We start from the raw sequence: 19,886 nt of genomic DNA on the forward strand, positions 1-19,886 counted from the left end.
CCGGCAGCGGACCGGCCTGTTCGGCCTCCGTGGGAAGTCCGGCTCCTTCGATCTGCGGCGCGACTTCGCCGCCTCCCTCGTCGTCTTCCTCGTCGCCCTGCCGCTGTGCGTCGGCGTGGCCGTCGCCTCCGGGGTGCCGGCCGAACTCGGCCTGGTCACCGGCATCGTCGGCGGACTCCTCACCGGCCTGCTGCCGGGCAGCAGCCTGCAGGTCTCCGGCCCGGCCGCCGGACTGACGGTGCTGGTCTACGAGGCGGTGCAGGAGTACGGCGTGGCGGCGCTCGGTGTGCTGGTGCTCGCCGCGGGCCTGCTCCAGCTGCTCATGGGCGCGCTGCGGCTCGGCCGCTGGTTCCGGGCCATCTCGGTGGCCGTCGTCGAGGGCATGCTCGCCGGGATCGGACTGGTCCTGATCGCCGGTCAGCTGTACGCCATGGCCGACACCAAGGCCCCGTCCAGCGGCATCGACAAGATCGCCGGGCTGCCCGGAATGCTCGTCGCCACCATGGGTTCCGGCACCGCGCTGACGGCCTTCGGTCTGGGCGCGGGCACGATCGCGGTCCTCGTGCTGTGGAAGAAGCTGCCGAAGGCCGTGCAGGTCGTGCCCGCGCCGCTGGCCGCGGTCGCGCTGGCCACCGCTGCCTCGGCCCTCTTCGAGCTGCCCGTGGCGAAGGTCGAGGTGCAGGGCCTCCTGGAGGCCGTCCAGCCGCCGGGCCTGAGTGACCTCGACCGGCTCGCCGGTGTGGGCGTCGTCGGCACCGTGCTGGCGTTCACGCTGATCGCGTCGGCGGAGTCGCTGTTCAGCGCGGCCGCGGTGGACCGGCTGCACGACGGTCCGCGGACCGACTACGACAAGGAGTTGATGGCCCAGGGCGCCGGCAACACGGTCTGCGGACTGCTCGGCGCGCTGCCGATGACCGCGGTGATCGTCCGCAGTGCCGCCAACGTGCAGGCCGGGGCGCGGACCAAGGCGTCGCGGGTGATGCACGGCCTGTGGCTGCTGCTCTTCGCCGCACTGCTGCCCGCCGCACTCGGCGTCATCCCGCTCGCGGCGCTCGCGGGCGTCCTGGTGCACTCCGGCTGCAAGCTCGTCCCCGTAAGGCAGTTGGGGAAGCTGTGGCGTGAACACCGGGGCGAGGCGCTGATCCTGGCCGTCACCGCGGTGGCGATCGTCGCGGTGAGCATGTTCGAGGGCGTGCTCATCGGCCTGGCCCTGGCCGTGGCCAAGACGGCGTGGGAGACCTCGCATGTGCGCATCGACGTGATCGACAAGGGCGCCGGTCCGATCCAGGCGCACCTGACCGGCAACGCCACGTTCCTGCGGCTGCCGAAGATCCTCGACACCCTCGAAGCCCTGCCGCAGAACCGACCGATCGAACTGCACCTGGCCGGTCTGCGCCACCTCGACCACGCCTGCCGGATGTCCCTGGAGCACTGGGCCGCCCGCCACAGCGCCGAGGGCGTCGAACCGGTCCGGATGGCCTCCGTCACCTGAGGCCGGGCGGGGCTCCCCTTCGGGGGGCACCCCGCCTACGGGCCCGGGCCCGCCGCCGACACCACGGCGGCGGGCCCGTCACGGTGTGGCCGATCTCCGCGGCGGCATCATGCGCCGCGTCGCTTCACCCACTGCCAGAAATCGACCATCATCCGCTCATAACGGATCCCGAACTCCAGCGCCTCGCGCTGTCCCCGGGTCAGCGCGTCGCCCACGGTCTCCGCAAGTTCCTCGTAGTTGGCGAGCGTGTGGTGATGCTCGGTCAGCTGTACCGGGGCGAGCGCCTCCGGGCGGGCCCCGAACCACAGCTTCAGGATGCCGCGTTCGCGCGCCTCGACCGGTACGAAGGCCGGGTCGGTGAGCCACTCCTCCAGAGCCGCCTTGCCCGCCGCGGTCAGCTTCATCAGCCGCCGGTTGCGCCCGCCCGACTGCCGGACCTCCGACAGCAGACCCGCCTCCACGAGGCGGTCGCACTGCGCGTAGACCTGCGCGTGCGGCATCGACCAGAACGGCGCCACCGTACGGGCGGCCTCGCCCTTGACGTCGTACGGACTGGCCTCGCCCAGTTTGTCGATGATGCCGAGGACGAGGAACGAGGGCGTGGTCAACCGGGCGTCAGGCATGGCGCGACGGTATCGCGACGGCCGGCGGTCCGTAGAAGTGCGCACCCGCGCGGTCGCTCCGCACGCGCTGCCGCACGGTGGTGGGGGCGGACCGCTTCGGTCGGCGGTAGGCGCGGCGACCGAAGTGCTCATCAGGAGGGTTCGGGCAGCACGAGCCCGGTGAGCACCCGGTGCATCGTCCGCTCGAACCGCACCTGCGCATCCTCGGTCGGGCCCGCTCCGGTGTGCTCGGCCAGGGCGGCCGCGATATGCGGATGGTCTCCTTGGGTGGCCGCCTCGCTCAGGTAGGCGGTCTGCGCCGCCTGGCGGTCGGTGTTTCCGCGGCTGCCCTGGAGTTCGGCCCGGGCGAACTGGGTGACCAAGGCGTTCATCAGGGCGACTACTTCCAGCTTGGCCGGGCCGGGCAGCCGGACGGACGCCATGGCCCGCAGGGCGTACTCCAGGAAGTCCAGGCTCCTGGGCCCCGGCCGCAGCGGCTCCGGCGGGACGTTCGGGAGCCAGGGGTGCCGCAGATGGACGGCCTTGGCCCGGGCGGCCAGGGCGACCAGGTCCGCCACGGGGTCGCCGCGGAGCGGGACGTCGAGATCGATCTCCTCCGCCACCGCGTCCGTCATCAGGTCCAGCAGGTCCTCGCGGCCGGAGAGATAGCGGTAGAGGGACGCCTGTCCGGTGCCCAGCTCCTTGGCCACCTGGCGCATCGACACCGCCGACAGGCCGCCCCGGTCGGCCAGTTCGACGGCGACGGCGGCCAGCTCCGCGCGGCTGTGCACGGCCGCGGGGCCGCGCCTCCCGCGCTCGGGCCGCGCCCAGACCGTCACCTGTTCCTCGGCCATTCCTCCACCCGCCTCCTGCGTTCCCATGGATACCCCTTACTCTAAAACTGCGAACATCGATCGCAGTTATGGAGGTACGCATGTCCCCCACCCGGAAAAACCTGTGGAGCCCGGTCCGCTGGGCGGAGAACGGCGCGGTGCGGCTGGCCTTCGACTCGCTGACCGAAGGGGCCGACGGTGAGCCGCTTCTCCTGGCCACGGGGCTGGGCGCCAACCGGCTGTGGATTCCGGACGGGCTGTGCCGGATGCTGGCCGCGCAGGGCTTCGCCGTGGCCCGGTACGACCAGCGCGACGGCGGGGAGTCGACGCATCTGCCGCCCACTTCCACCGGCAACCCCATCACCGCGCTCTTCGCCAGGCGCGGAGCGGCGTACACGGCCGAGGACATGGCGGATGACACCGTTGCCGTCCTGGACGCCCTGGGGTGGCGATCCGCACACCTGATGGGCGTCTCCCTCGGTGGAGCCGTCGCGCAGCGCGTGGCGCTACGGCACCCGGGTCGCGTCCGGACCCTCATCTCCATGGCGGCCGTCCCCGGAGACACCTCGGGACTGCGGACCATGCGGTACATCCGGTTGGGGACGCTGGCGAAGTTCGCCCGCCTGCGGTTTCCCGATACGCCCGAGGGGGCGCTCGCGGCCGGTGTCGAGGTCTCCCGCCTGCTCGCCTCGCCCAACCGGCCCTTCGACGAGCCGGCCGCCCGAGAGGCCGTCGCGCGCAACGTCGACCGCGGCATCCACGACCCGCAGGCGCAGAGCCGTCAGATCGGCGCCCAGTGGCACGGGCCGTCGATCAGCGCCGTCACCCATCCCGCGCTCGTCCTCCACGGGGCGGACGATCCCCTCATCAAGCCCGGCGCGGCAAAGGCGATCGCCTCCCGGATCCCCGGCTCGCGCCTGGTCCTCCTGCCCCGAGTCGGCCATGAACTCCCCGCATACGCGTGGGCCGACGTCGCCGCCGAACTCCGCGCGGTGGCCGACACGTATCGCACCCTGCCCCGACCGTCCGTCGACTGAAGCGCTCAGCGGGAGCGGGGCTCCGTCGTGGCACGCGGAGTCCCCGCGCGCGACATCCAGCGCAGTGCCGCCCAGGTGAGGGTGCCGAGCGCGAATCCGTATACGGCGACGAGGCCGTGGCCGTTGTCCTGCGCGCACCACATCAGCAGCCCGAGCGCCGGGACGCCGACCGCGAGCGCCTGCTCCTTCCTGATCCGACTGCGCGTCAGGAGGGCCGCGGCCAGGGTCGCCCCCAGGAAGTAGGTGGCGCCGGAACTGCCCGCGAAGTTGCGGGGGTCGGTGCTGGGGCTGCCGCCCAGGCCGAGCAGGGCGTCGATCCGCTCCGGCAGGAGGATCCCGGCGACGAAGAACAGGACCGTCAGCCGACCGCCCCACAGCCACTGCGCGAGCGCCGCCACGAAGGCCAGGGTGGCGAGGTTCCAGAGCGCGCCGCCGACGCCGCCGTTCTGCATGAACACCGAAGTGAACACCCGCCACCAGCCGCTCCTGGCGGGGTCGTTGTCCAGCGCGGCCATCGCCCCCGCCCAGCACAGCTGGAGGACGACACCGGCCACCGCCAGCGCGGTCAGCCCGACCGCGACCCACGGGACGGGCCGCCCGCGCAGCGAGTCCCGCCCCGCCGCGCCGAGCCCACTATTGATCATCATCACCATCAACGCGGCCGTGGTCGCGCCGAACAGCAGCCCACCCATGTTCCCCCGAGCCCTCTTCCAACAGTGTTCGAAATCGGTCGGCCGTGACGCTAGCACAACTTTTCAAACGGTGTTCGAAAAGTTGCTACGGTGGATCCATGAAGCTCACCAAGGAGCGGATCGTCGACGCCGGCATGGCCACGTTCGCCGAAACCGGATACCACGGCCTGTCCATGCGCCAAGTGGCCGAGCGGCTCGATGCCCACGCGGGCAGCCTCTACTACCACGTGCGCGGCAAGGAGGAGTTGCTCGCCCTGATGGCCGACCGCGTCTGCCGGCACGCGTACGACGCCGGCGGTGCCGCCCTGGCCGCGCTCCCGCCCGAGGCGACATGGCGGGAAGCGATCGACGCGCAGGCCACCGCGCTGCGCCGGAGCCTGAAGCAGCACCCGGGCGGCGCGCTCCTGCTGGCCGACAGCCCCAGCGCGCTGAGCCCCGGCGGTCTGTCCCTGATGGAGCGTCTGCTGAAGACCCTGCTCGACGCCGGCGTCCCCGCCGAGCACTGCGGCATCGCGGCCGACACCCTCCTCAGCCACGTCACCGGTTTCGTACTCCAGGAGCAGACCGAGCCCCAGGCGCCGACCGTCACCGCGGAGACCTACGCCGACCTGTGCGCCCGCTTCCCCCTCGTCATGGAGCAGTTGCCCCGACTGGGCCAGGACGAGAAGTTCCGGCGAAGCGTCGGGCTCCTGTGCGCGGGATTCGAGACGCTCAGGAGCGCCTGACCGGGCGGTCGCCGGTCGCCGCTCAATGGAGTGGGGAGGGTCGCGGCAGGTCGCTCGGGCCGGTGGGCCCGACTCACCGTCCGGGAGCGCCCGCGCGCAGGCCGTCCATGACGAGGTCCAGCAGGCGGTCCGCGCGGGAGTGCCAGTCGCCGTGCGGGTCGATCTGCCAGAGGCCGGCGATGGCCAGGAGGAAGTCGTCGGGGGTGAGCCCCGGGCGGATGGTGCCGGCTTCCTCGTTCGCCTTCAGCAGGGCGGCGACGGCCGCGGTCACCGTGCCGTGTCCCAGACCGGCCATGGTGCCCTGTGCGGTGGTGGCCTTGCGCATGGCGTCGCGCAGGCCGGCCTTGGTCATGGCGTACTGGGCGAGGCGGTCCATCCACTCCCGCAGTGCCTGGTCGGGTGCGCGGGTCTCGAGGAGCTGGCAGGCGGTGTCGGAGACCTGCTGGACCTCGTAGCGGTAGACCTCCAGGACGAGCGACTCGCGGTTGGGGAAGTTGCGGTAGAAAGTCCCCTGTCCGACGCCCGCCTTCTTCGCGATCGCGCTCAGTGGGGCGTCGGCGGAGTGGGTCAACTCCTCCAGCGCGACTTCCAGGATGCGCTCGCGATTGCGCTGTGCGTCCGAGCGCAGCGGTGCTTGCTTCGCCGGGGTGCCTTTCCCCGGTGTGTTCTCCGCGTGCTGCACTCGTCCCCCTTTCGGGAATCACCGACGGCCGACTCTTGCTAACCGGACAAGTGTCCGGTAGATTCGACGGTAACCGGACAACTGTCCGCTAGGTTCACCATAGCTTATGTCGCTACGCACAGAGACCCCTGCGCAAGCCGTGCCACGTCCGTTCGAACCGCTCACGGGGACAGCTCGACTTCCCGGCCGGCCGCACCGGCCCCAGCGCCCGCGCCCCGATGCCCGCCGCGCCTTATATACGCGAAAGAAGGCTGATCATGGCCCTATCGACGTCCAGCGCCATCACCTTGAACATCAACGGCGAAAAGCACACGCTGCCCGTCGACCACCGCACCACGCTCCTTGACGCGCTGCGCGAGCGCCTCGATCTGACCGGGACCAAGAAGGGCTGCGACCAAGGCCAGTGCGGCGCTTGTACGGTGCTGATCGACGGGCGCCGAGCCGTCTCCTGCCTGCAGCTCGCGGTCGCGGCGGAGGAGCGTGAGATCACCACCATCGAGGGCGTGGCGGACGGCGAGCGGCTGCATCCGGTGCAGCAGGCGTTCCTCGACCTCGACGGATATCAGTGCGGCTACTGCACGCCGGGGCAGATCTGTTCGGCCCTGGCGGTCATCGAGGAGCACGCGGCCGGCTGGCCCAGCGCCGTCACCGAGGACATACGGCCCGAAGCGGGGGCGCCGCCGCTGACCGCCGACGAGATCCGGGAGCGGATGAGCGGCAATCTGTGTCGATGCGGCGCGTATGTGTCGATCGTGCAGGCGGTCGCGCGGGCTGCGGAGGCGGACGTGCGCGTGGACACGGAGGCGGGGGCATGAGGGAGTTCGGCTATCAGCGAGTGTTCGACGTGCCCGGTGCGGTCGCCCTGCTCGGCGCCGAACCGGAGGCACGCTTCCTCGGCGGCGGCACCAATCTCGTCGACCTGATGAAGGCCGGCGTGGAGCGGCCCGCACTCCTCGTCGACGTGCGCGAACTGCCCCTCGATCGGATCGAGGTCACGCAGGACGGCGGTCTGCGCATCGGCGCGACGGTCACCAACAGCGATCTGGCCGCCCATCCCGAAGTGCGGCGCCGCTACCCGGCGTTGGCGCAGGCCGTGTTGGCCGGCGCCTCGGGGCAGCTGCGCAATATGGCCACGGTCGGCGGGAACCTCCTCCAGCGCACCCGCTGCGGCTACTACGCCGACCTGGCCAAACCGTGCAACAAGCGCGCCCCCGGGAGCGGTTGCCCCGCCATCGAGGGCGAGCACCGCAACTCTGCGATCCTCGGTGCCTCCGAGCAGTGCGTGGCCGTTCATCCCTCGGACATGGGGGTGGCGCTCGCCGCCTTCGACGCCGTCGTGACCTATGAAACGGCCGACGGACCGGGTGAGTTGCCGCTCGCGGAGTTCTATCTGCCCGTGGGCGACAGCCCGCATCTGGAGACCGCGCTGCCGGCCGGGGCGCTGATCACCGGAATCACCCTGCCGCCGGCCCCGGTCGCCGCGCACTCCCGCTACCGCAAGGTGCGCGAGCGCGCGTCCTACGCGTTCGCCATCGGCTCGCTCGCCGCCGCCCTGGACGTGCGGGGCGGAGTCGTACGCGATGTCCGTCTCGCCTTCGGGGCGGTCGCGTCCCGGCCGTGGCGGGCACGGGAGGCCGAACGGGTGCTGACCGGGGGGCCGGCGGGCGCCGACGCCTTCGCCGCCGCCGCGGACGCCGAACTGGCAGCCGCCGAGGCGCTGCCGCACAACGGTTACAAGGTGACGCTGATGCGCAACCTCGTCGTGGCCGTGCTGACCGAACTGACCGAGCTGTCCGAGGAGGCCGCCCGATGACCACCACGACGACGGGAACCACCGCGGTGACGGGAGCCGTCGGCACCGCGCACACCCGCGTGGAGGGCCTGGCCAAGGTCACCGGAGCGGCCCGCTACGCGGGAGAGATCCCCTTCGCCGAACTCGCCCACGGCTGGCTGGTGTTGTCCACCGTCGCCCGCGGCCGCATCCGCTCGGTCGAGTCGGCCCCCGTTCTCGCGATGCCCGGCGTCCTGGCCGTGCTGCACCACGGGAACGCGCCGCGCGTCGACGGCGACTACCTGGGCATGCTGGGGCGGCCCGACCCGATCGTCGAGGTCTTCCAGCACGACCGGGTGCCGTTCATGGGCTGGCCGGTGGCGCTGGTCGTCGCCGAGACGTCCGAGCAGGCGCGGGAGGCGGCCGAGACGCTGGTCGTCCACTACGACGCGGAGTCGCACGACGTGGCGTTCTCCGCCGGACGTCCCGGCACCTACACGCCGGACGCCGCGGGCATGCAAACGGAGAAGGGCGACCTGGAGGCCGAACTCGCCGCGTCCACCCACGTCGTGGACGCGGAGTACACCACGCCCGAAGAGCACCACAGCGCGATGGAACCGCACGCGGCGACCGCGCGCTGGGACAGCGGCCGTCTCGAAGTCTTCGACTCCAACCAGGGCAGCACCTGGGTCGCGGACGAGCTGGCGAAGCTGTTCTCCCTCGACCCGGCCTCGGTCCGGGTGCGGTCCGAACACGTCGGCGGGGCCTTCGGGGCCAAGGGCATACGCGTGCACCAGATCCTCGCCGCGATGGCGGCGACGGTCCTGGACCGCCCCGTCAGAGTCGTCATGACGCGCCGTCAGACGTTCTCGCTGGTCGGCTACCGCAGCCCCACCGCGCAGCGCGTCAGGCTCGGCGCCGACAGCGACGGACGGCTGCGCGCCTTCGACCACCAGGGGCAGAGCCTGACCTCGACCGTCCATGAATTCGTCGAGCAGAGCGCCGGGTTCGGACGTCCGCTGTACGACGCCGACGCGCACCACACCGTCAACCGCGTCGTACCTCTCGACGTGCCGACGCCGACCTTTATGCGCGCGCCCGGTGAGGCTCCGGGCTCGTTCGCGCTGGAGTCCGCGCTCGACGAACTCGCCGAGAAGTGCGGCATGGACCCGATCGCGCTGCGGGCCCGCAACGAACCGGCCGTGGGGCCCGTCTCCGGCCTCCCGTTCAGCAGCCGCAATCTCCTGTCCTGCTTCCAGGAAGGGGCCCGCAGGTTCGGCTGGGCGGACCGGGATCCGCGTCCCGGACTGCGCCGTGAAGGGCGCTGGCTGCTCGGGACCGGCACCGCCACGGCCACCTTCCCCGTGCTCGTCGGCCCGTCCACGGCGGCCGTGACGGCGGAGGCCGACGGCACCTTCACCGTACGGATCACCGCGGCGGACGTCGGGACCGGAGCGCGGACCGCGCTGACCCTGATTGCCGCGGACGCCCTCAAGGTGGCACCGGAGCGCGTCCAGGTACGCATTGCGGACAGCGACTTCGGCCCGGCGATGCTTGCGGGCGGCTCGATGGGCACCCGCTCCTGGGGCTGGGCGGTCACGGCCGCGGTGCGCGAACTGCGGGAGCAACTGGCCCTCGGCGTCGACATTCCGGAGCAGGGCATCACGGCACGGTCCGACACTACCGAGGCCCTCGGCGCGCTCACGCAGAAGGAACGGCACTCCTTCGGAGCGCAGTTCGCCGAGGTCGCCGTGGACGTCACCAGCGGCGAGGTCCGCGTGCGGCGGATGCTCGGCATCTTCGCGGCCGGCCGGATCATCAATCCGCTGACCGCACGCAGCCAGTTCATCGGCGGTATGACCTGGGGCATCTCGATGGCGCTGCACGAGGAGGCGGTCAGGGACCCGGCATCGGGCGGCCATGTGGGCGCCGACCTCGCCGGATACCACATCGCCGCGAACGCCGATGTCCCGCTCATCGAGGCGGACTGGATCGACGACCCCGATCCGGAGGACCCGGTCGGGATCAAGGGCATCGGCGAGATCGGCATCGTGGGCGCCGCGGCGGCGATCGCCAACGCGGTCTGGCACGCGACCGGTGCACGCCACCGACACCTGCCGATCCGCCCCGACCGCGTTCTGCAGGCGGGAGCGCCCAACGGGACCCGACATGCTTGATATCGCCGAGGAGTTGAACCGCTGGGCGGAGGAGGGCCGGTCCTTCGCCGTCGCCTCCGTCGTGGCGGTGGGCGGCAGCGCGCCGCGCGGCCCCGGCGCCGCCCTCGCCGTCGACGCCGAGGGCACGGCCATCGGTTCGGTCTCCGGCGGCTGCGTCGAGGCGGCGGTCTACGACCTGTGCGTCCAGGCGCTGAAGGACGGCGAGACCGTGCGCGAGCGGTTCGGCTACAGCGACGAGGACGCCTTCGCGGTGGGGCTGACCTGCGGCGGGGTCATCGAGGTCCTGGTCACGCCGATGGGCGCCGGCACGGCGGTCAGGAAAGTGTGCGAGGCGGCGCTGTCGGCCGCCGCTCGCGGGGAGACCGCGGCGCTGGCCCGTGTGGCCCAGGGGCCGGACGGGCTCCTGGGCCGGGCGCTGCTGGTGCGCCCCGACGGATCGTTCGAGGGCAGCCTGGGCGGCCTTCCGGACCTCGACCGGGCGGCGGCCGGCGAGGCGCGTGCCCTGCTCGACGCGGGCCGCACCGGCACGGTCGCCCTCTCGGAGCGCGGCTCGCGCTGCGATCCCGCCGACCTGTCGCTGTTCGTCGAGTCGAGCGTGCCACCGCCCCGCATGATCGTCTTCGGTGCCGTCGACGTCGCCGCGGCGCTGGTGCGTACGGGCAAGTTCCTCGGCTATCACGTGACGGTGTGCGACGCCCGTCCGGTCTTCGCCACCCGCACCCGCTTCCCCGAAGCCGACGACCTCGTGGTCGACTGGCCGCACCGCTACCTCCAGCGCACCGCGACCGATGCCCGTACGGTCCTGTGCGTGCTCACCCACGACGCCAAGTTCGACGTGCCCCTGCTGACGGAGGCGCTGCGGCTGCCGGTCGCGTTCGTCGGCGCGATGGGTTCCCGCCGCACCCATGAGGACCGCAATCGGCGGCTGCGCGAAGTCGGCGTCACAGAGCGGGAGTTGGCGCGGCTGCGGTCCCCGATAGGCCTCGACCTCGGAGCCCGTACTCCCGAGGAGACCGCGCTGTCCATCGCGGCGGAGATCGTCGCTGCCCGGCGGGGCGGCACGGGCGTTCCGCTGACCGGCTCGGGGACTCCGATCCACCATGACGCGAACGCGGACATGGACGTGGAGAGGGACGATGAGGCGGAGGGGCGGGGGGCCCGTACGGCCGGGAGGCCTGCGGCGGCATGATGCGGCCCGGGTCACCGACGGTCGCCGGGGCCCGGACCCCCGGCCGACCGTCCGCGCCCGTAGTGCCAGGCCGCGACGCCCCAGCAGAGGCCGAAGACCAGCCAGTACGGCGACCACAGCAGCAGATCCCAACCCGCCTGGTAGCGCACGAGATCCGTGGTGGCGGCGCGGACGGAGACCGCGCCGGTCAGCAGCCGCAGGTCGTGGCAGAACCCATAGCCCAGCAGCCCGATCGCGCGCGACACCATGAACAGGCACCCCGCCCAGGAACCGGCGAGCAGCACCCCGCGGCGGATCCTCCCGTGGGGCCGGAAGCGGCCGGACAGCTGGAGCGCCACCGCCATGCCGACCACCGCCAGCGCCACGGACATCCAGTGCCCGAGGACCGCGTCCGCGGTGCGGTGCAGCAGGTCGTCGCGGGCGGCACGGGGCAGCGGAGTCTCCCGCATCAGCAACGTGCCGCCCAGTGCCCAGTCGAGCTTCAGCGCACCGTAGGCGAGCGCGCAGCCGAAGGCCACGCCGGCCGCCGTCACCCGCCCGCGGCCGCCGGTCATCGCCCCGCCCCGGCTGCCGGACGGTCCCGGGGCCGGCGCGTACGCAGCCCGTACGACACCGCCACCACGAGCCATGCGCCCAACTGGACGGCTTCCCGCAGGCTTCCCAAGACGCCGCTCCAGCCGAGGTGGCCCCACCCGAAGTCCGGACGCCCGATGGTCGCCACCGCCCCCAGCGACAGCATCACCAGCGCGAGCGTCAGCGCGCAGCACAGCACCCAGCGCGGGATGCGGGCTCCCCACCGCGTGACGGTCGCCAGCGCCACCGTCGCCGCGAGCGCACCGAGCGCGGCGTTGGCCGCCTGGGCGAGTCCGGCGTGCGCGAACTGTGCCTGTACGGACTCGGGAGCGGGGTGACCGGGCATGCCGATCTCGCCGCGCCCCGCCATGTACACCTTCTGCACGGTGTACACCAGCATCTCCAGCACCGCCAGGTACGCGGCGAGCCGTACGAAGAGCCCCGCGGGCACCGGCCGGGCGGGTCCGAGCAGCTTGCGGCGGATCAGGCCACCGCACACATCCAAGGTCATGGACGCCATGCTGGCCGGCGCCGGCTCCGCCCACTTCCTGCCCAAGAACCATCGCACTCCGCCGGGCGGCCGAGGACCGGCTCCGCCCGGCGGACGACAGGCACCGCACTACGGGCACCCGCACTACAGGTGCCGCACTACGGGCACCGCACCCCCGCCCGCACCTCGCCCTGCCTCACAGCAGGTCTTCGAGGGTGATGGGCAGCTTGCGGAAGCGGCGTCCGGTGGCGTGGTGGACGGCGTTGGCGATGGCCGCGGCGGCGCCCACCTGGCCCACCTCGCCGACGCCCTTGACGCCGAGCGGGTTGACGATCTCGTCCGCCACATCGACGAGTTCGACCTCCACCGACGGTGCGTCGGCATGGACCGGAACGAGGTAGTCGCCCAGGCTGGAGGCGACCCAGCGGCCGCGGCGCGCATCCATGTAGTTGGCCTCCAGGAGCGCCTGGCCCAGTCCCCAGAGCATCCCGCCCATGAGCTGGCTGCGGGCCGTCTTGGGGTTGAGGACCCGGCCGGGTGCGAAGGCGCCGACCATCCGCCGGACCCGGGCGATCCCGAGGCCGGGGTCCACGGCGACCTCGGCGAACTGCGCGCCGAACGTCATCATCCCGTAGCGGGTGCTCTCGGCCGACGGGGACCAGGAGCCGCCCGCCTCGACGTCGGGGAGGAAGTTGCGGTGCAGCAGATCGCCGTAGCTCTCGCCGGTCCCGGTATCCGCACTCAGCATCATCCGGCCGTCCCGTACGACGACCGTGCCGGGGTCCGCACCGTGCAGGGGCGACTGGGTGTCCGCGACGGCCAGCGCGATGAGCTGGTCGCGCAGGCGGGTCGCCGCGGTGTGCACGGCCGCGCTGATCATGCCCGCGCCCGAGGAGCCGACCGCGGCGGCGATGGTGGGCAGGGTGGTGTCGCCGCCCTCGAAGCGGCAGCGCTCGACGGGCAGGCCGAGGGCGTCGGCGGCCACCTGCGTCATCACGGTGGCGACCCCGGTGCCGAAGTCGGGCGTCGCGGCCTGCACCACGGCGGTGCCGTCGGAGTACAGGCGGGCCCGGGCGCGCTGCGGGTTGTTCGGACCGTAGACGGGATATCCGGCGGCCGCCATGCCGTAGCCGATGAGCCACCTGCCGTCCCGGTGGGACCGGGGTTCGGGGTTGCGCCGATGCCAGCCGAAGCGCTCGGCTCCACGTGCGTAGCACTCCTTGAGCCCGCAGCTGGACCAGGGGTTGCCGGTGGTGGGGTCGGTGTCGCTGTAGTTGCGCAGGCGCAGTTCCACCGGATCGATGCCCAGCCGGTGGGCGAGGTCGTCCATGGTGCTCTCCAGCGCGAACATGCCGGAGGCCTCACCGGGGGCCCGCATGAAGGTCGGCGTCATGGTGTTGGCGCGGATCAGCCGGTAGACGCCCTCGTAGTTCGGGCAGGCGTAGATCTGGCCGGCGACGCCGAGGGAGGGCTCGGCCCAGTCGTCGAAGTGCGAGGTGGGCGAGAGCTTGTGGTGGCGCAGCGCGGTGAGCCGGCCCTCCTTGTCCGCGCCCAGCGTGATGCGCTGCTCCTGTTCCTCCCGGTGGCCGACCGAGGTGAACATCTGCTCCCGGTTGAGGGCGAGTTTGACGGGGCGTCCGACCTGGCGGGCGGCGAGCGCGGCCAGCGCCGGGTGCGCCCAGATCATCGCCTTGCAGCCGAAGCTGCCGCCGACGTAGTGCGAGACGACCCGCACCTTCGAGGGCGTCAGACCGAGCAGCGCCGCCACGGTGAGCTGGGTGGCCGTCACCCCCTGGGTGGCGTCGTAGAGGGTCAGCTGGTCGCCGTCCCAGGCCGCGGTGGTGGCCGAGGGCTCGATGGGGTTGTGGTTGTTCGCGGCGTAGGTGTATGTGGCGTCGATGCGCACCTCGGCCTGCGCCAGCCCGCTCTCCACATCGCCGCGCTCGCTGCGGCCCGGGATGAAGCCGGCGAAGATCGCCTCGGGCTCGTACGCCTCGTCGCGCCCCTGGTCGAGGGTGGTGACCGACGGCGTCTCCTCGTAGGAGACCCGGATCAGCGCACCCGCGTGCTGGGCCCGTTCGAGGGTGTCGGCGACGACGACGGCGACCGGCTGCCCCGTGTAGTGCACCACCTCGTCCTGGAGCGGGAAGAAGGTCTGGCCCGGAGCGGGCATCCCGGCGAGCGAGGGAATCAGCGGGGGCTGGCCGGCGGCCTTCGGCAGGTTCTCGTGGGTGAGGACGCTGAGCACCCCTTCGGCCTGCAGCGCCTCGGAGGCGTCGATCGCGGTGATCCGGCCGCTCGGCACCCGCGCGCCGACCAGGACGGCGTACGCCATGCCGACCAGGAGCACGTCCGCGGAGTAGTGCGCGCCGCCGGTGACCTTGTGGCGGCCGTCGACGCGGTCGGTGGGCTGTCCGATCGCGAGGGTCGGTGTGCTCATGACGGGCTCTCCGGTGGGGTGAGGGTCTCCAGGACTCGGACGACGGTCCGCTGGGCCAGCTCGGCCTTGAAGGCGTTGAGCGGCACGGTGCGGGCGGCGGCGAGCTCCTCGCGGGCGGCCCGTGCGAAGGTCTCGGTGCGGGCGGGGGCGCCGCGCAGCACCTCCTCCGCGCGGCGGGCGCGCCAGGGCTTGGTGGCCACGCCGCCCAGCGCCAGCCGCACCTCGCCGATCACGCCGTTCTCCACGGTCACCGTGGCGGCGACGGAGGCCAGCGCGAACTCGTACGACTCGCGGTCGCGGACCTTGGTGTACAGGGAGGTGCGGGCCGCGGGCAGGCCGGGAACCTCGATGCCCACCACCAGCTCCCCGTGCTCCAGCGGGTGCTCCAGATGCGGGGTGTTGCCGGGCAGCAGGAAGAAGTCGTCGATCGGGTAGACCCGCCGGCCGCGCGGGCCCTCCGTGTGGATGCGGGCGTCCAGAGCCACCAGCGGTACGGCGACGTCCGACGGGTGGGTGGCGATGCAGTGGTCGCTGACGCCGAGCACGGCGTGCCCGCGGTTGAAGCCGTCCAGGGCGCTGCAGCCACTGCCCGGATCGCGCTTGTTGCAGGGGGACGTCGCGTCGCGGAAGTAGCCGCAGCGCACCCGCTGCATCATGTTGCCGCCCATGCTGGCCATGTGGCGCAGCTGTGCGGAGGCGCCGAGTTCCAGCGCCTGCGCCACCATCGGGTAGCGCTCCCGTACGGCGGGCGCCGCGGCCACCTCACTCATACGGGCCAGCGCGCCGATGTACACACCGCCGTCCGGCCGGTCCTCGATCTGGGTGAGCGGCAGATCGTTGATGTCCACCAGCCGGCGCGGCAGCAGCACGTTCTGCCGCAGCAGATCGACCTCGGTGGTGCCGCCGGCCAGGAAGTCGCTGGTGGGGTCCGCGGCGACGGCGGCCACCGCGTCGGCGACGGCGGTGGCGCGGGAGTAGCTGATGGGCCGCACGGAGGTCTCCTCAGGTCTGGTCGCGGACCGCGCGGATGGCGGCCTGGATGTGCGGATAGGCGGCGCAGCGGCAGATGTTGCCGCTCATCCACTCGCGGATCTCGGCGTCGTCCGAGGCGTGGCCCTCCTTGAGCAGCGCGACCGCCGACATGATTTGGCCGGGGGTGCAGTAGCCGCACTGGAAGGCGTCCTGCTCGACGAACGCGCGCTGCATGGCGTGCAGCTCGTCGCCCTCGGCCAAGCCCTCGACGGTCGACACCGCACGGCCCTCGCAGGCGATCGCCAGGGTGAGGCAGGCCAGCACCCGGCGCCCGTCGACCCATACCGTGCAGGCGCCACAGGTGCCCTGGTCGCAGCCCTTCTTCGCACCGGTCAGGTCCAGGCGCTCACGCAGTGCGTCCAGGAGGCTGACCCTGGGTTCGACCTCGCAGGTCCGGTCCTCGCCGTTGACGTTCAGGGTGATCTTCACCGGGTCGGGGCCGCGTTCCGGGAGTACGGCGGCCGCGGGCGCCCTGGACGGGCTGTGGGGAGCGGACACGGGCAGACCTCCTCAGGCTGGATTTTTCATCCTGTTTCATCCGCTTCGCGGCCGCGACCCGACACCGGTTGCCTCGGCGGCGCCGGACGGCCACCGCCGCGGGCCGTCCGCCCTCGGGCCGCCGCGGTGGGGGAGAGGCAGAATCGAAGCAAGGGCAGCCGCGAGTGTCCGGCCCGCGCACTGTCCGAGCCGGGAAGCGACGCATCGTGCCCGCAAGCCGTCACCCCCGCCCGGAGCTCGCTCGCCGGAGGGAGGACCGGGGATGACCACCGCCGACCCGTTCGGCCCCATGGGCGACCAGCCGACGCCTGCGGCGACACAGCCGAGCGGGCTGCTGGATCTGCTCGGTGTCGCGGCGGTGCTGCTGGACGCCGAGGGGCGGATCGTGCTGTGGAGCCCGCAGGCCGAGGAGCTGTTCGGCTACACCGCCGATGAGGCGCTGGGCCGCTTCGCGGGCCGGCTGCTGGTCCATGAGCGGCATCTGGACCTGGTGGTCTCACTGTTCACCGAGGTGATGGGGACGGGCCAGAGCTGGGCCGGGGCCTTCCCCGTACGGCACAAGGACGGCAGCACCCGTCTGGTGGAGTTCCGCAACATGCGGCTGCTGGACGACCGGGGGGACTTCTACGCCCTGGGCATCGCCACCGACGAGGCGGTCCTGCGCCAGGTGGAGCGGGATGTGGCCCTGTCCACGCGGCTGGTCGCACAGTCCCCGATCGGGCTGGCCGTCCTGGACACCGATCTGCGGTACCTGGCCGTCAACCCGGCGCTGGAGCGGATCAACGGCCTGTCCGCCGAGGACCACCTCGGCCGGTCGGTCCCCGAGGTGCTGCCGTTCCTGGACGCCGACGAGATCGAGGGCGCGCTGCGGCAGGTCCTGGAGACCGGCGACCCCCTGGTCGACCAGTACACCCTGGGTCGTACCGCAGCCGACCCCGACCACGATCACGCCTGGTCGGTGTCCTACTACCGGCTGGAGGACCCCGGCGGGCGGGTGCTGGGGGTGGCCGGCCTGGTGGTGGACGTCACCGATCGCTACCGCGCGACCACCGAGGTGGCCCGCGCCCGGCGCCGTCTCGCGCTGCTCGCCGACGGCTCCGCCCGTATCGGCACCACCCTGGAGGTGGAGCGGACCGCCCGCGAGCTGGCCGAGGTCGCCGTGCCCGAGCTGGCCGACGTGGCGGCCGTGGACGTCCTGGACTCCGTCCTGGAGGACCGCCCGCCCCCGGCCCCCGGCACCCGCCAGGCACGCTTCCGGGCCCTCGCGGTCAAGGCCGCCTACCCCACAGAGGCGGTCCGCGCCGCCGACCCTCCGGGCCACATCGCCGGCTACGGACCCGACCGGCTGGCCACCCGGTGCGTACGGACCGGCCGCCCCATCCTGATCCCGCACGTCGACGAGGACGACCTGGCACATATCGCCCGGGACCCCGAGGCGGCCGCCCTCCTTTCCCGGGCCGGCATCCACACCTACCTCACGACGCCGCTGATCGCCCGCGGCGAGGTGCTGGGCGCGCTGGGCCTCACCCGCGCCCGCAACCCGCTGCCCTTCGACGAGGACGACCTCACGCTGGCCGGCGAACTGGCCGACCGGGCCGCGGTCTGCATCGACAACGCCCGCCTTTACCAAGGCCAGCGCAATGCCGCCCTCACCCTCCAGCGCAGCCTGCTCCCGGCCCGTCCGCCGCAGCCGTCGGGCCTGGAGATCGCCACCCGCTACCAGCCCGCCGGCACCACCAGCGAAGTCGGCGGCGACTGGTTCGACGTCATCCCGCTCGTGGCGGACAAGACCGCGCTGGTCGTGGGCGATGTGATGGGCAGCGGCATCGCCGCCGCCACCACGATGGGCCGGCTGCGCACCGCCTCCTCCACCTTGGCCGACCTCGACATCCCGCCGACCGACGTGCTGCGGCATATCGACAAGATCACCGCCGACCTGGAGCAGTACGCCACCTGCGCCTACGCCGTCTACGATCCGCACCGCGCGGCCTGCCGCATCGCCGTCGCCGGACATCTGCCCCCCGTCCTGATGCGTGCCCGGCGGCCGCCCGAACTGCTCGACCTGCCCACCGGTGTCCCCCTCGGGGTCGGCGGCGTCCCCTTCGAATCCACCACCTTCGACCTGCACCCCGGCGACCAACTGGTGCTCTACACCGACGGGTTGGTCGAGAGCCGCCGGCACGCCATCGACGAGCGCCTGGACCTGCTGTGCCGTCTGCTCGCCACCCCCGACCCCACCTTGGAGGACACCTGCAACCGGCTCCTGGAGACCCTGCGCGACCCGGAGGACCACGACGATGTCGCGGTCCTCATCGCCCGCGCCCGGCCCTGGCCCTGACCCGCACCTGGCCCCGGCCCGCGCCACGGGCCGGGGCCAGGTGGATCACCCGGCGGGCCGGTCGTGCGGATAGGCGCCGTCGAGCACGCCGAGGCGTTCGAGCAGCAGCCCCTCGCGCGTGGACCAGGGGCAGATCTCGACACTCGCCACCCCGCACGCCTCCATGAGGCCCTCGGCGATCAGCGCACCCGCCAGGGACTGCTCGGCGCGGTGCCGGGAGATGCCCGGCAGGGCGCCCCGTCGATCCGGGGCGACATCGGCCAGCACGCGGATCGCCGCGCGCAGCTGGGGCAGGGTCAGCTGCCGCCCCGTTCGCCGCGGTTCGTCGGATGCGGCGCCGGCGAACCGCGCGAGCTGCTCGAAGGTCTTCGAGCAGGCGAGCACGCGCTGCCCAGGCGCCGCCCGCGGCACCCCCGGCTCCATACTCAGGCAGTGCCGCAGATGCCGGCGGACCTCGGCCAGCCGCCACCCGGAGGAGGCGATACCGCCGGGCAGGCAGTCCCGGGTGATCCGGCGGGCGCCCAGCGGCAGCGAGCGGACGACACGGGGCTGGCCGCCGGTCCCCGAGGCGATCTCCACGGTGCCGCCGCCGATGTCCAGGACCAGCAAGGGGCCCACCGCGCAGCCCGTCCACTGGCGGGCCGCCACGTAGGCCAGCCGGGCCTCCTCCTCGCCGGGCAGCACCCGCAGCAAGGTGCCGGTCGTGCGGGCCACCCGCGCGATGACCTCCTCGCGGTTGGGGGCGTCCCGGATGACGGAGGTGGCGAACGCGAACACCTCCGGCAGGCGCAGATGTGGGTCCGCGGTGGTCGCCTCGGCCACCGCGCGCTGCACGCTCTTGACCCCGGCCTTGCCCAGCCGCCCCTTCCGGTCGAGGGTCTTGTGGAGTCTGAGCCGCACCTTGTGGGAGAAGACCGGTTCCAGTATCGCCCCCTGCCACCGCACCACCGTGAGCAGCGCACTGTGGCACCCGACGTCCAGCACACCCGCCTGCCGCATCCAGCCGCCTTCCCGGAACTCGCCGCCTCGACCCCGCTCCGTAATCATGATGTCACTTATCGTGCTCACGTGCGTGGTGGTGCCGGATATTGATGAGCCGTACTGAATATCGATAAAGCGCGGACCGTGGCGGCTCGCAGGCAAATCACAGGCGAGTCGCAAGCGGTCTGCAGGTCTGCGGGTTCTTGGCCAGTGTTGTTTTCGGACAACTTTGCGCATGGCGCGATCGAGGCGCGAAGAAGCATTTCCAGGGCTCGATCGACGAGTGGGTCGACGTAATTCCGGATCTGGTAAGTGCGGCGCGTGGTGTCCGCTT

The 19,886-nt window shown here is 72.5% G+C and carries 18 protein-coding genes; 8 read left to right on the forward strand and 10 right to left on the reverse strand.

What is annotated here, in order from left to right; translation table 11 throughout:
- The first annotated feature begins 16 nt into the window (after positions 1–16).
- The gene (locus WAB15_RS35075; RefSeq protein ID WP_407289347.1) at positions 17–1,492 is read left to right on the forward strand and encodes a SulP family inorganic anion transporter; all 1,476 of its coding nucleotides are present in this window, start codon (positions 17–19) and stop codon (positions 1,490–1,492) included.
- Positions 1,493–1,599: 107 nt separating this feature from the next.
- Here the strand turns inward: WAB15_RS35075 and WAB15_RS35080 are convergent, their stop codons facing one another.
- Complete coding sequence (locus WAB15_RS35080) at positions 1,600–2,115, reverse strand: helix-turn-helix transcriptional regulator (protein ID WP_399145370.1); 516 nt, start codon at positions 2,113–2,115, stop codon at positions 1,600–1,602.
- A 131-nt stretch (positions 2,116–2,246) separates the two neighbouring features.
- The gene (locus tag WAB15_RS35085; RefSeq protein WP_407288744.1) at positions 2,247–2,975 is read right to left on the reverse strand and encodes a TetR/AcrR family transcriptional regulator; all 729 of its coding nucleotides are present in this window, start codon (positions 2,973–2,975) and stop codon (positions 2,247–2,249) included.
- 53 nt (positions 2,976–3,028) lie between these two features.
- On the opposite strand from WAB15_RS35085, the gene WAB15_RS35090 reads away from it, so the two are divergent.
- Positions 3,029–3,964, forward strand: a complete 936-nt coding sequence (locus WAB15_RS35090) for an alpha/beta fold hydrolase (RefSeq protein ID WP_399145372.1) — start codon at positions 3,029–3,031, stop codon at positions 3,962–3,964.
- 5 nt (positions 3,965–3,969) lie between these two features.
- Here WAB15_RS35090 and WAB15_RS35095 read toward each other — a convergent pair whose 3' ends face one another.
- Positions 3,970–4,656 (reverse strand): hypothetical protein, encoded by a 687-nt coding sequence (locus WAB15_RS35095; RefSeq protein WP_407288745.1) that lies wholly within the window; start codon positions 4,654–4,656, stop codon positions 3,970–3,972.
- A 98-nt stretch (positions 4,657–4,754) separates the two neighbouring features.
- Between WAB15_RS35095 and WAB15_RS35100 the strand changes: the two genes are divergently transcribed.
- Positions 4,755–5,381, forward strand: coding sequence for a TetR/AcrR family transcriptional regulator (locus WAB15_RS35100; RefSeq protein ID WP_407288746.1), 627 nt, complete (start codon positions 4,755–4,757; stop codon positions 5,379–5,381).
- Between the two features lie 73 nt (positions 5,382–5,454).
- On the opposite strand, the gene WAB15_RS35105 is transcribed toward WAB15_RS35100, so the two are convergent.
- Positions 5,455–6,063, reverse strand: coding sequence for a TetR/AcrR family transcriptional regulator (locus WAB15_RS35105; protein ID WP_407288747.1), 609 nt, complete (start codon positions 6,061–6,063; stop codon positions 5,455–5,457).
- Between the two features lie 257 nt (positions 6,064–6,320).
- On the opposite strand from WAB15_RS35105, the gene WAB15_RS35110 reads away from it, so the two are divergent.
- Genes WAB15_RS35110 through WAB15_RS35125 form a run of 4 tightly spaced genes read left to right on the forward strand, consistent with a single transcriptional unit; the run spans position 6,321 to position 11,200 of the window.
- Positions 6,321–6,878, forward strand: coding sequence for a (2Fe-2S)-binding protein (locus tag WAB15_RS35110; protein WP_399145377.1), 558 nt, complete (start codon positions 6,321–6,323; stop codon positions 6,876–6,878).
- Positions 6,875–7,876 carry an FAD binding domain-containing protein gene (locus tag WAB15_RS35115; RefSeq protein ID WP_399145378.1) on the forward strand — a complete coding sequence of 334 codons (1,002 nt, stop codon included), beginning with the start codon at positions 6,875–6,877 and terminating at the stop codon, positions 7,874–7,876. Before WAB15_RS35110 ends, WAB15_RS35115 begins: the two co-directional genes overlap by 4 nt.
- Complete coding sequence (locus tag WAB15_RS35120; protein ID WP_399145379.1) at positions 7,873–10,011, forward strand: xanthine dehydrogenase family protein molybdopterin-binding subunit; 2,139 nt, start codon at positions 7,873–7,875, stop codon at positions 10,009–10,011. Before WAB15_RS35115 ends, WAB15_RS35120 begins: the two co-directional genes overlap by 4 nt.
- Positions 10,004–11,200 (forward strand): XdhC family protein, encoded by a 1,197-nt coding sequence (locus tag WAB15_RS35125; RefSeq protein WP_407288748.1) that lies wholly within the window; start codon positions 10,004–10,006, stop codon positions 11,198–11,200. The genes WAB15_RS35120 and WAB15_RS35125 overlap by 8 nt, the downstream gene beginning before the upstream one ends.
- A gap of 11 nt (positions 11,201–11,211) precedes the next feature.
- Here the strand turns inward: WAB15_RS35125 and WAB15_RS35130 are convergent, their stop codons facing one another.
- The 5 genes from WAB15_RS35130 to WAB15_RS35150 all read right to left on the reverse strand — a co-directional run bounded on the left by WAB15_RS35130 (position 11,212) and on the right by WAB15_RS35150 (position 16,233).
- Positions 11,212–11,754: a DUF3995 domain-containing protein gene (locus WAB15_RS35130; protein ID WP_407288749.1), complete on the reverse strand. Its 543-nt coding sequence runs from the start codon at positions 11,752–11,754 to the stop codon at positions 11,212–11,214.
- Positions 11,751–12,284, reverse strand: a complete 534-nt coding sequence (locus WAB15_RS35135) for a hypothetical protein (protein ID WP_399145383.1) — start codon at positions 12,282–12,284, stop codon at positions 11,751–11,753. The genes WAB15_RS35130 and WAB15_RS35135 overlap by 4 nt, the downstream gene beginning before the upstream one ends.
- 175 nt (positions 12,285–12,459) lie before the next feature.
- Positions 12,460–14,703 (reverse strand): xanthine dehydrogenase family protein molybdopterin-binding subunit, encoded by a 2,244-nt coding sequence (locus WAB15_RS35140; protein ID WP_407288750.1) that lies wholly within the window; start codon positions 14,701–14,703, stop codon positions 12,460–12,462.
- The gene (locus WAB15_RS35145; protein WP_399145385.1) at positions 14,700–15,695 is read right to left on the reverse strand and encodes an FAD binding domain-containing protein; all 996 of its coding nucleotides are present in this window, start codon (positions 15,693–15,695) and stop codon (positions 14,700–14,702) included. Before WAB15_RS35145 ends, WAB15_RS35140 begins: the two co-directional genes overlap by 4 nt.
- Before the next feature lie 10 nt (positions 15,696–15,705).
- Entirely contained in the window at positions 15,706–16,233 is a 528-nt protein-coding gene (locus WAB15_RS35150) for a (2Fe-2S)-binding protein (protein ID WP_399145387.1), read from the reverse strand.
- Between the two features lie 262 nt (positions 16,234–16,495).
- Here WAB15_RS35150 and WAB15_RS35155 point away from each other — a divergent pair, with 262 nt between their 5' ends.
- Positions 16,496–18,571 (forward strand): SpoIIE family protein phosphatase, encoded by a 2,076-nt coding sequence (locus WAB15_RS35155; protein WP_407288751.1) that lies wholly within the window; start codon positions 16,496–16,498, stop codon positions 18,569–18,571.
- A gap of 45 nt (positions 18,572–18,616) precedes the next feature.
- Here the strand turns inward: WAB15_RS35155 and WAB15_RS35160 are convergent, their stop codons facing one another.
- A complete protein-coding gene (locus WAB15_RS35160) occupies positions 18,617–19,639 on the reverse strand; it encodes a Ppx/GppA phosphatase family protein (RefSeq protein WP_407288752.1) in 1,023 nt (340 codons plus the stop codon).
- Positions 19,640–19,886: the final 247 nt, after the last annotated feature.

The sequence above is a fragment of the Streptomyces sirii genome, from assembly GCF_045690365.1.
GTDB lineage: Bacteria > Actinomycetota > Actinomycetes > Streptomycetales > Streptomycetaceae > Streptomyces > Streptomyces sirii.

Excerpts from the sequence above, each read along its gene's own strand:
- WAB15_RS35080 (WP_399145370.1), bottom strand. The coding sequence starts at position 2,115 with ATGCCTGACGCCCGGTTGACCACGCCCTCGTTCCTCGTCCTCGGCATC.
- WAB15_RS35085 (WP_407288744.1), bottom strand. The coding sequence starts at position 2,975 with ATGGGAACGCAGGAGGCGGGTGGAGGAATGGCCGAGGAACAGGTGACG.
- WAB15_RS35090 (WP_399145372.1), top strand. The coding sequence starts at position 3,029 with ATGTCCCCCACCCGGAAAAACCTGTGGAGCCCGGTCCGCTGGGCGGAG.
- WAB15_RS35095 (WP_407288745.1), bottom strand. The coding sequence starts at position 4,656 with ATGGGTGGGCTGCTGTTCGGCGCGACCACGGCCGCGTTGATGGTGATG.
- WAB15_RS35100 (WP_407288746.1), top strand. The coding sequence starts at position 4,755 with ATGAAGCTCACCAAGGAGCGGATCGTCGACGCCGGCATGGCCACGTTC.
- WAB15_RS35110 (WP_399145377.1), top strand. The coding sequence starts at position 6,321 with ATGGCCCTATCGACGTCCAGCGCCATCACCTTGAACATCAACGGCGAA.
- WAB15_RS35115 (WP_399145378.1), top strand. The coding sequence starts at position 6,875 with ATGAGGGAGTTCGGCTATCAGCGAGTGTTCGACGTGCCCGGTGCGGTC.
- WAB15_RS35120 (WP_399145379.1), top strand. The coding sequence starts at position 7,873 with ATGACCACCACGACGACGGGAACCACCGCGGTGACGGGAGCCGTCGGC.
- WAB15_RS35125 (WP_407288748.1), top strand. The coding sequence starts at position 10,004 with ATGCTTGATATCGCCGAGGAGTTGAACCGCTGGGCGGAGGAGGGCCGG.
- WAB15_RS35130 (WP_407288749.1), bottom strand. The coding sequence starts at position 11,754 with ATGACCGGCGGCCGCGGGCGGGTGACGGCGGCCGGCGTGGCCTTCGGC.
- WAB15_RS35135 (WP_399145383.1), bottom strand. The coding sequence starts at position 12,284 with ATGACCTTGGATGTGTGCGGTGGCCTGATCCGCCGCAAGCTGCTCGGA.
- WAB15_RS35140 (WP_407288750.1), bottom strand. The coding sequence starts at position 14,703 with ATGAGCACACCGACCCTCGCGATCGGACAGCCCACCGACCGCGTCGAC.
- WAB15_RS35155 (WP_407288751.1), top strand. The coding sequence starts at position 16,496 with ATGACCACCGCCGACCCGTTCGGCCCCATGGGCGACCAGCCGACGCCT.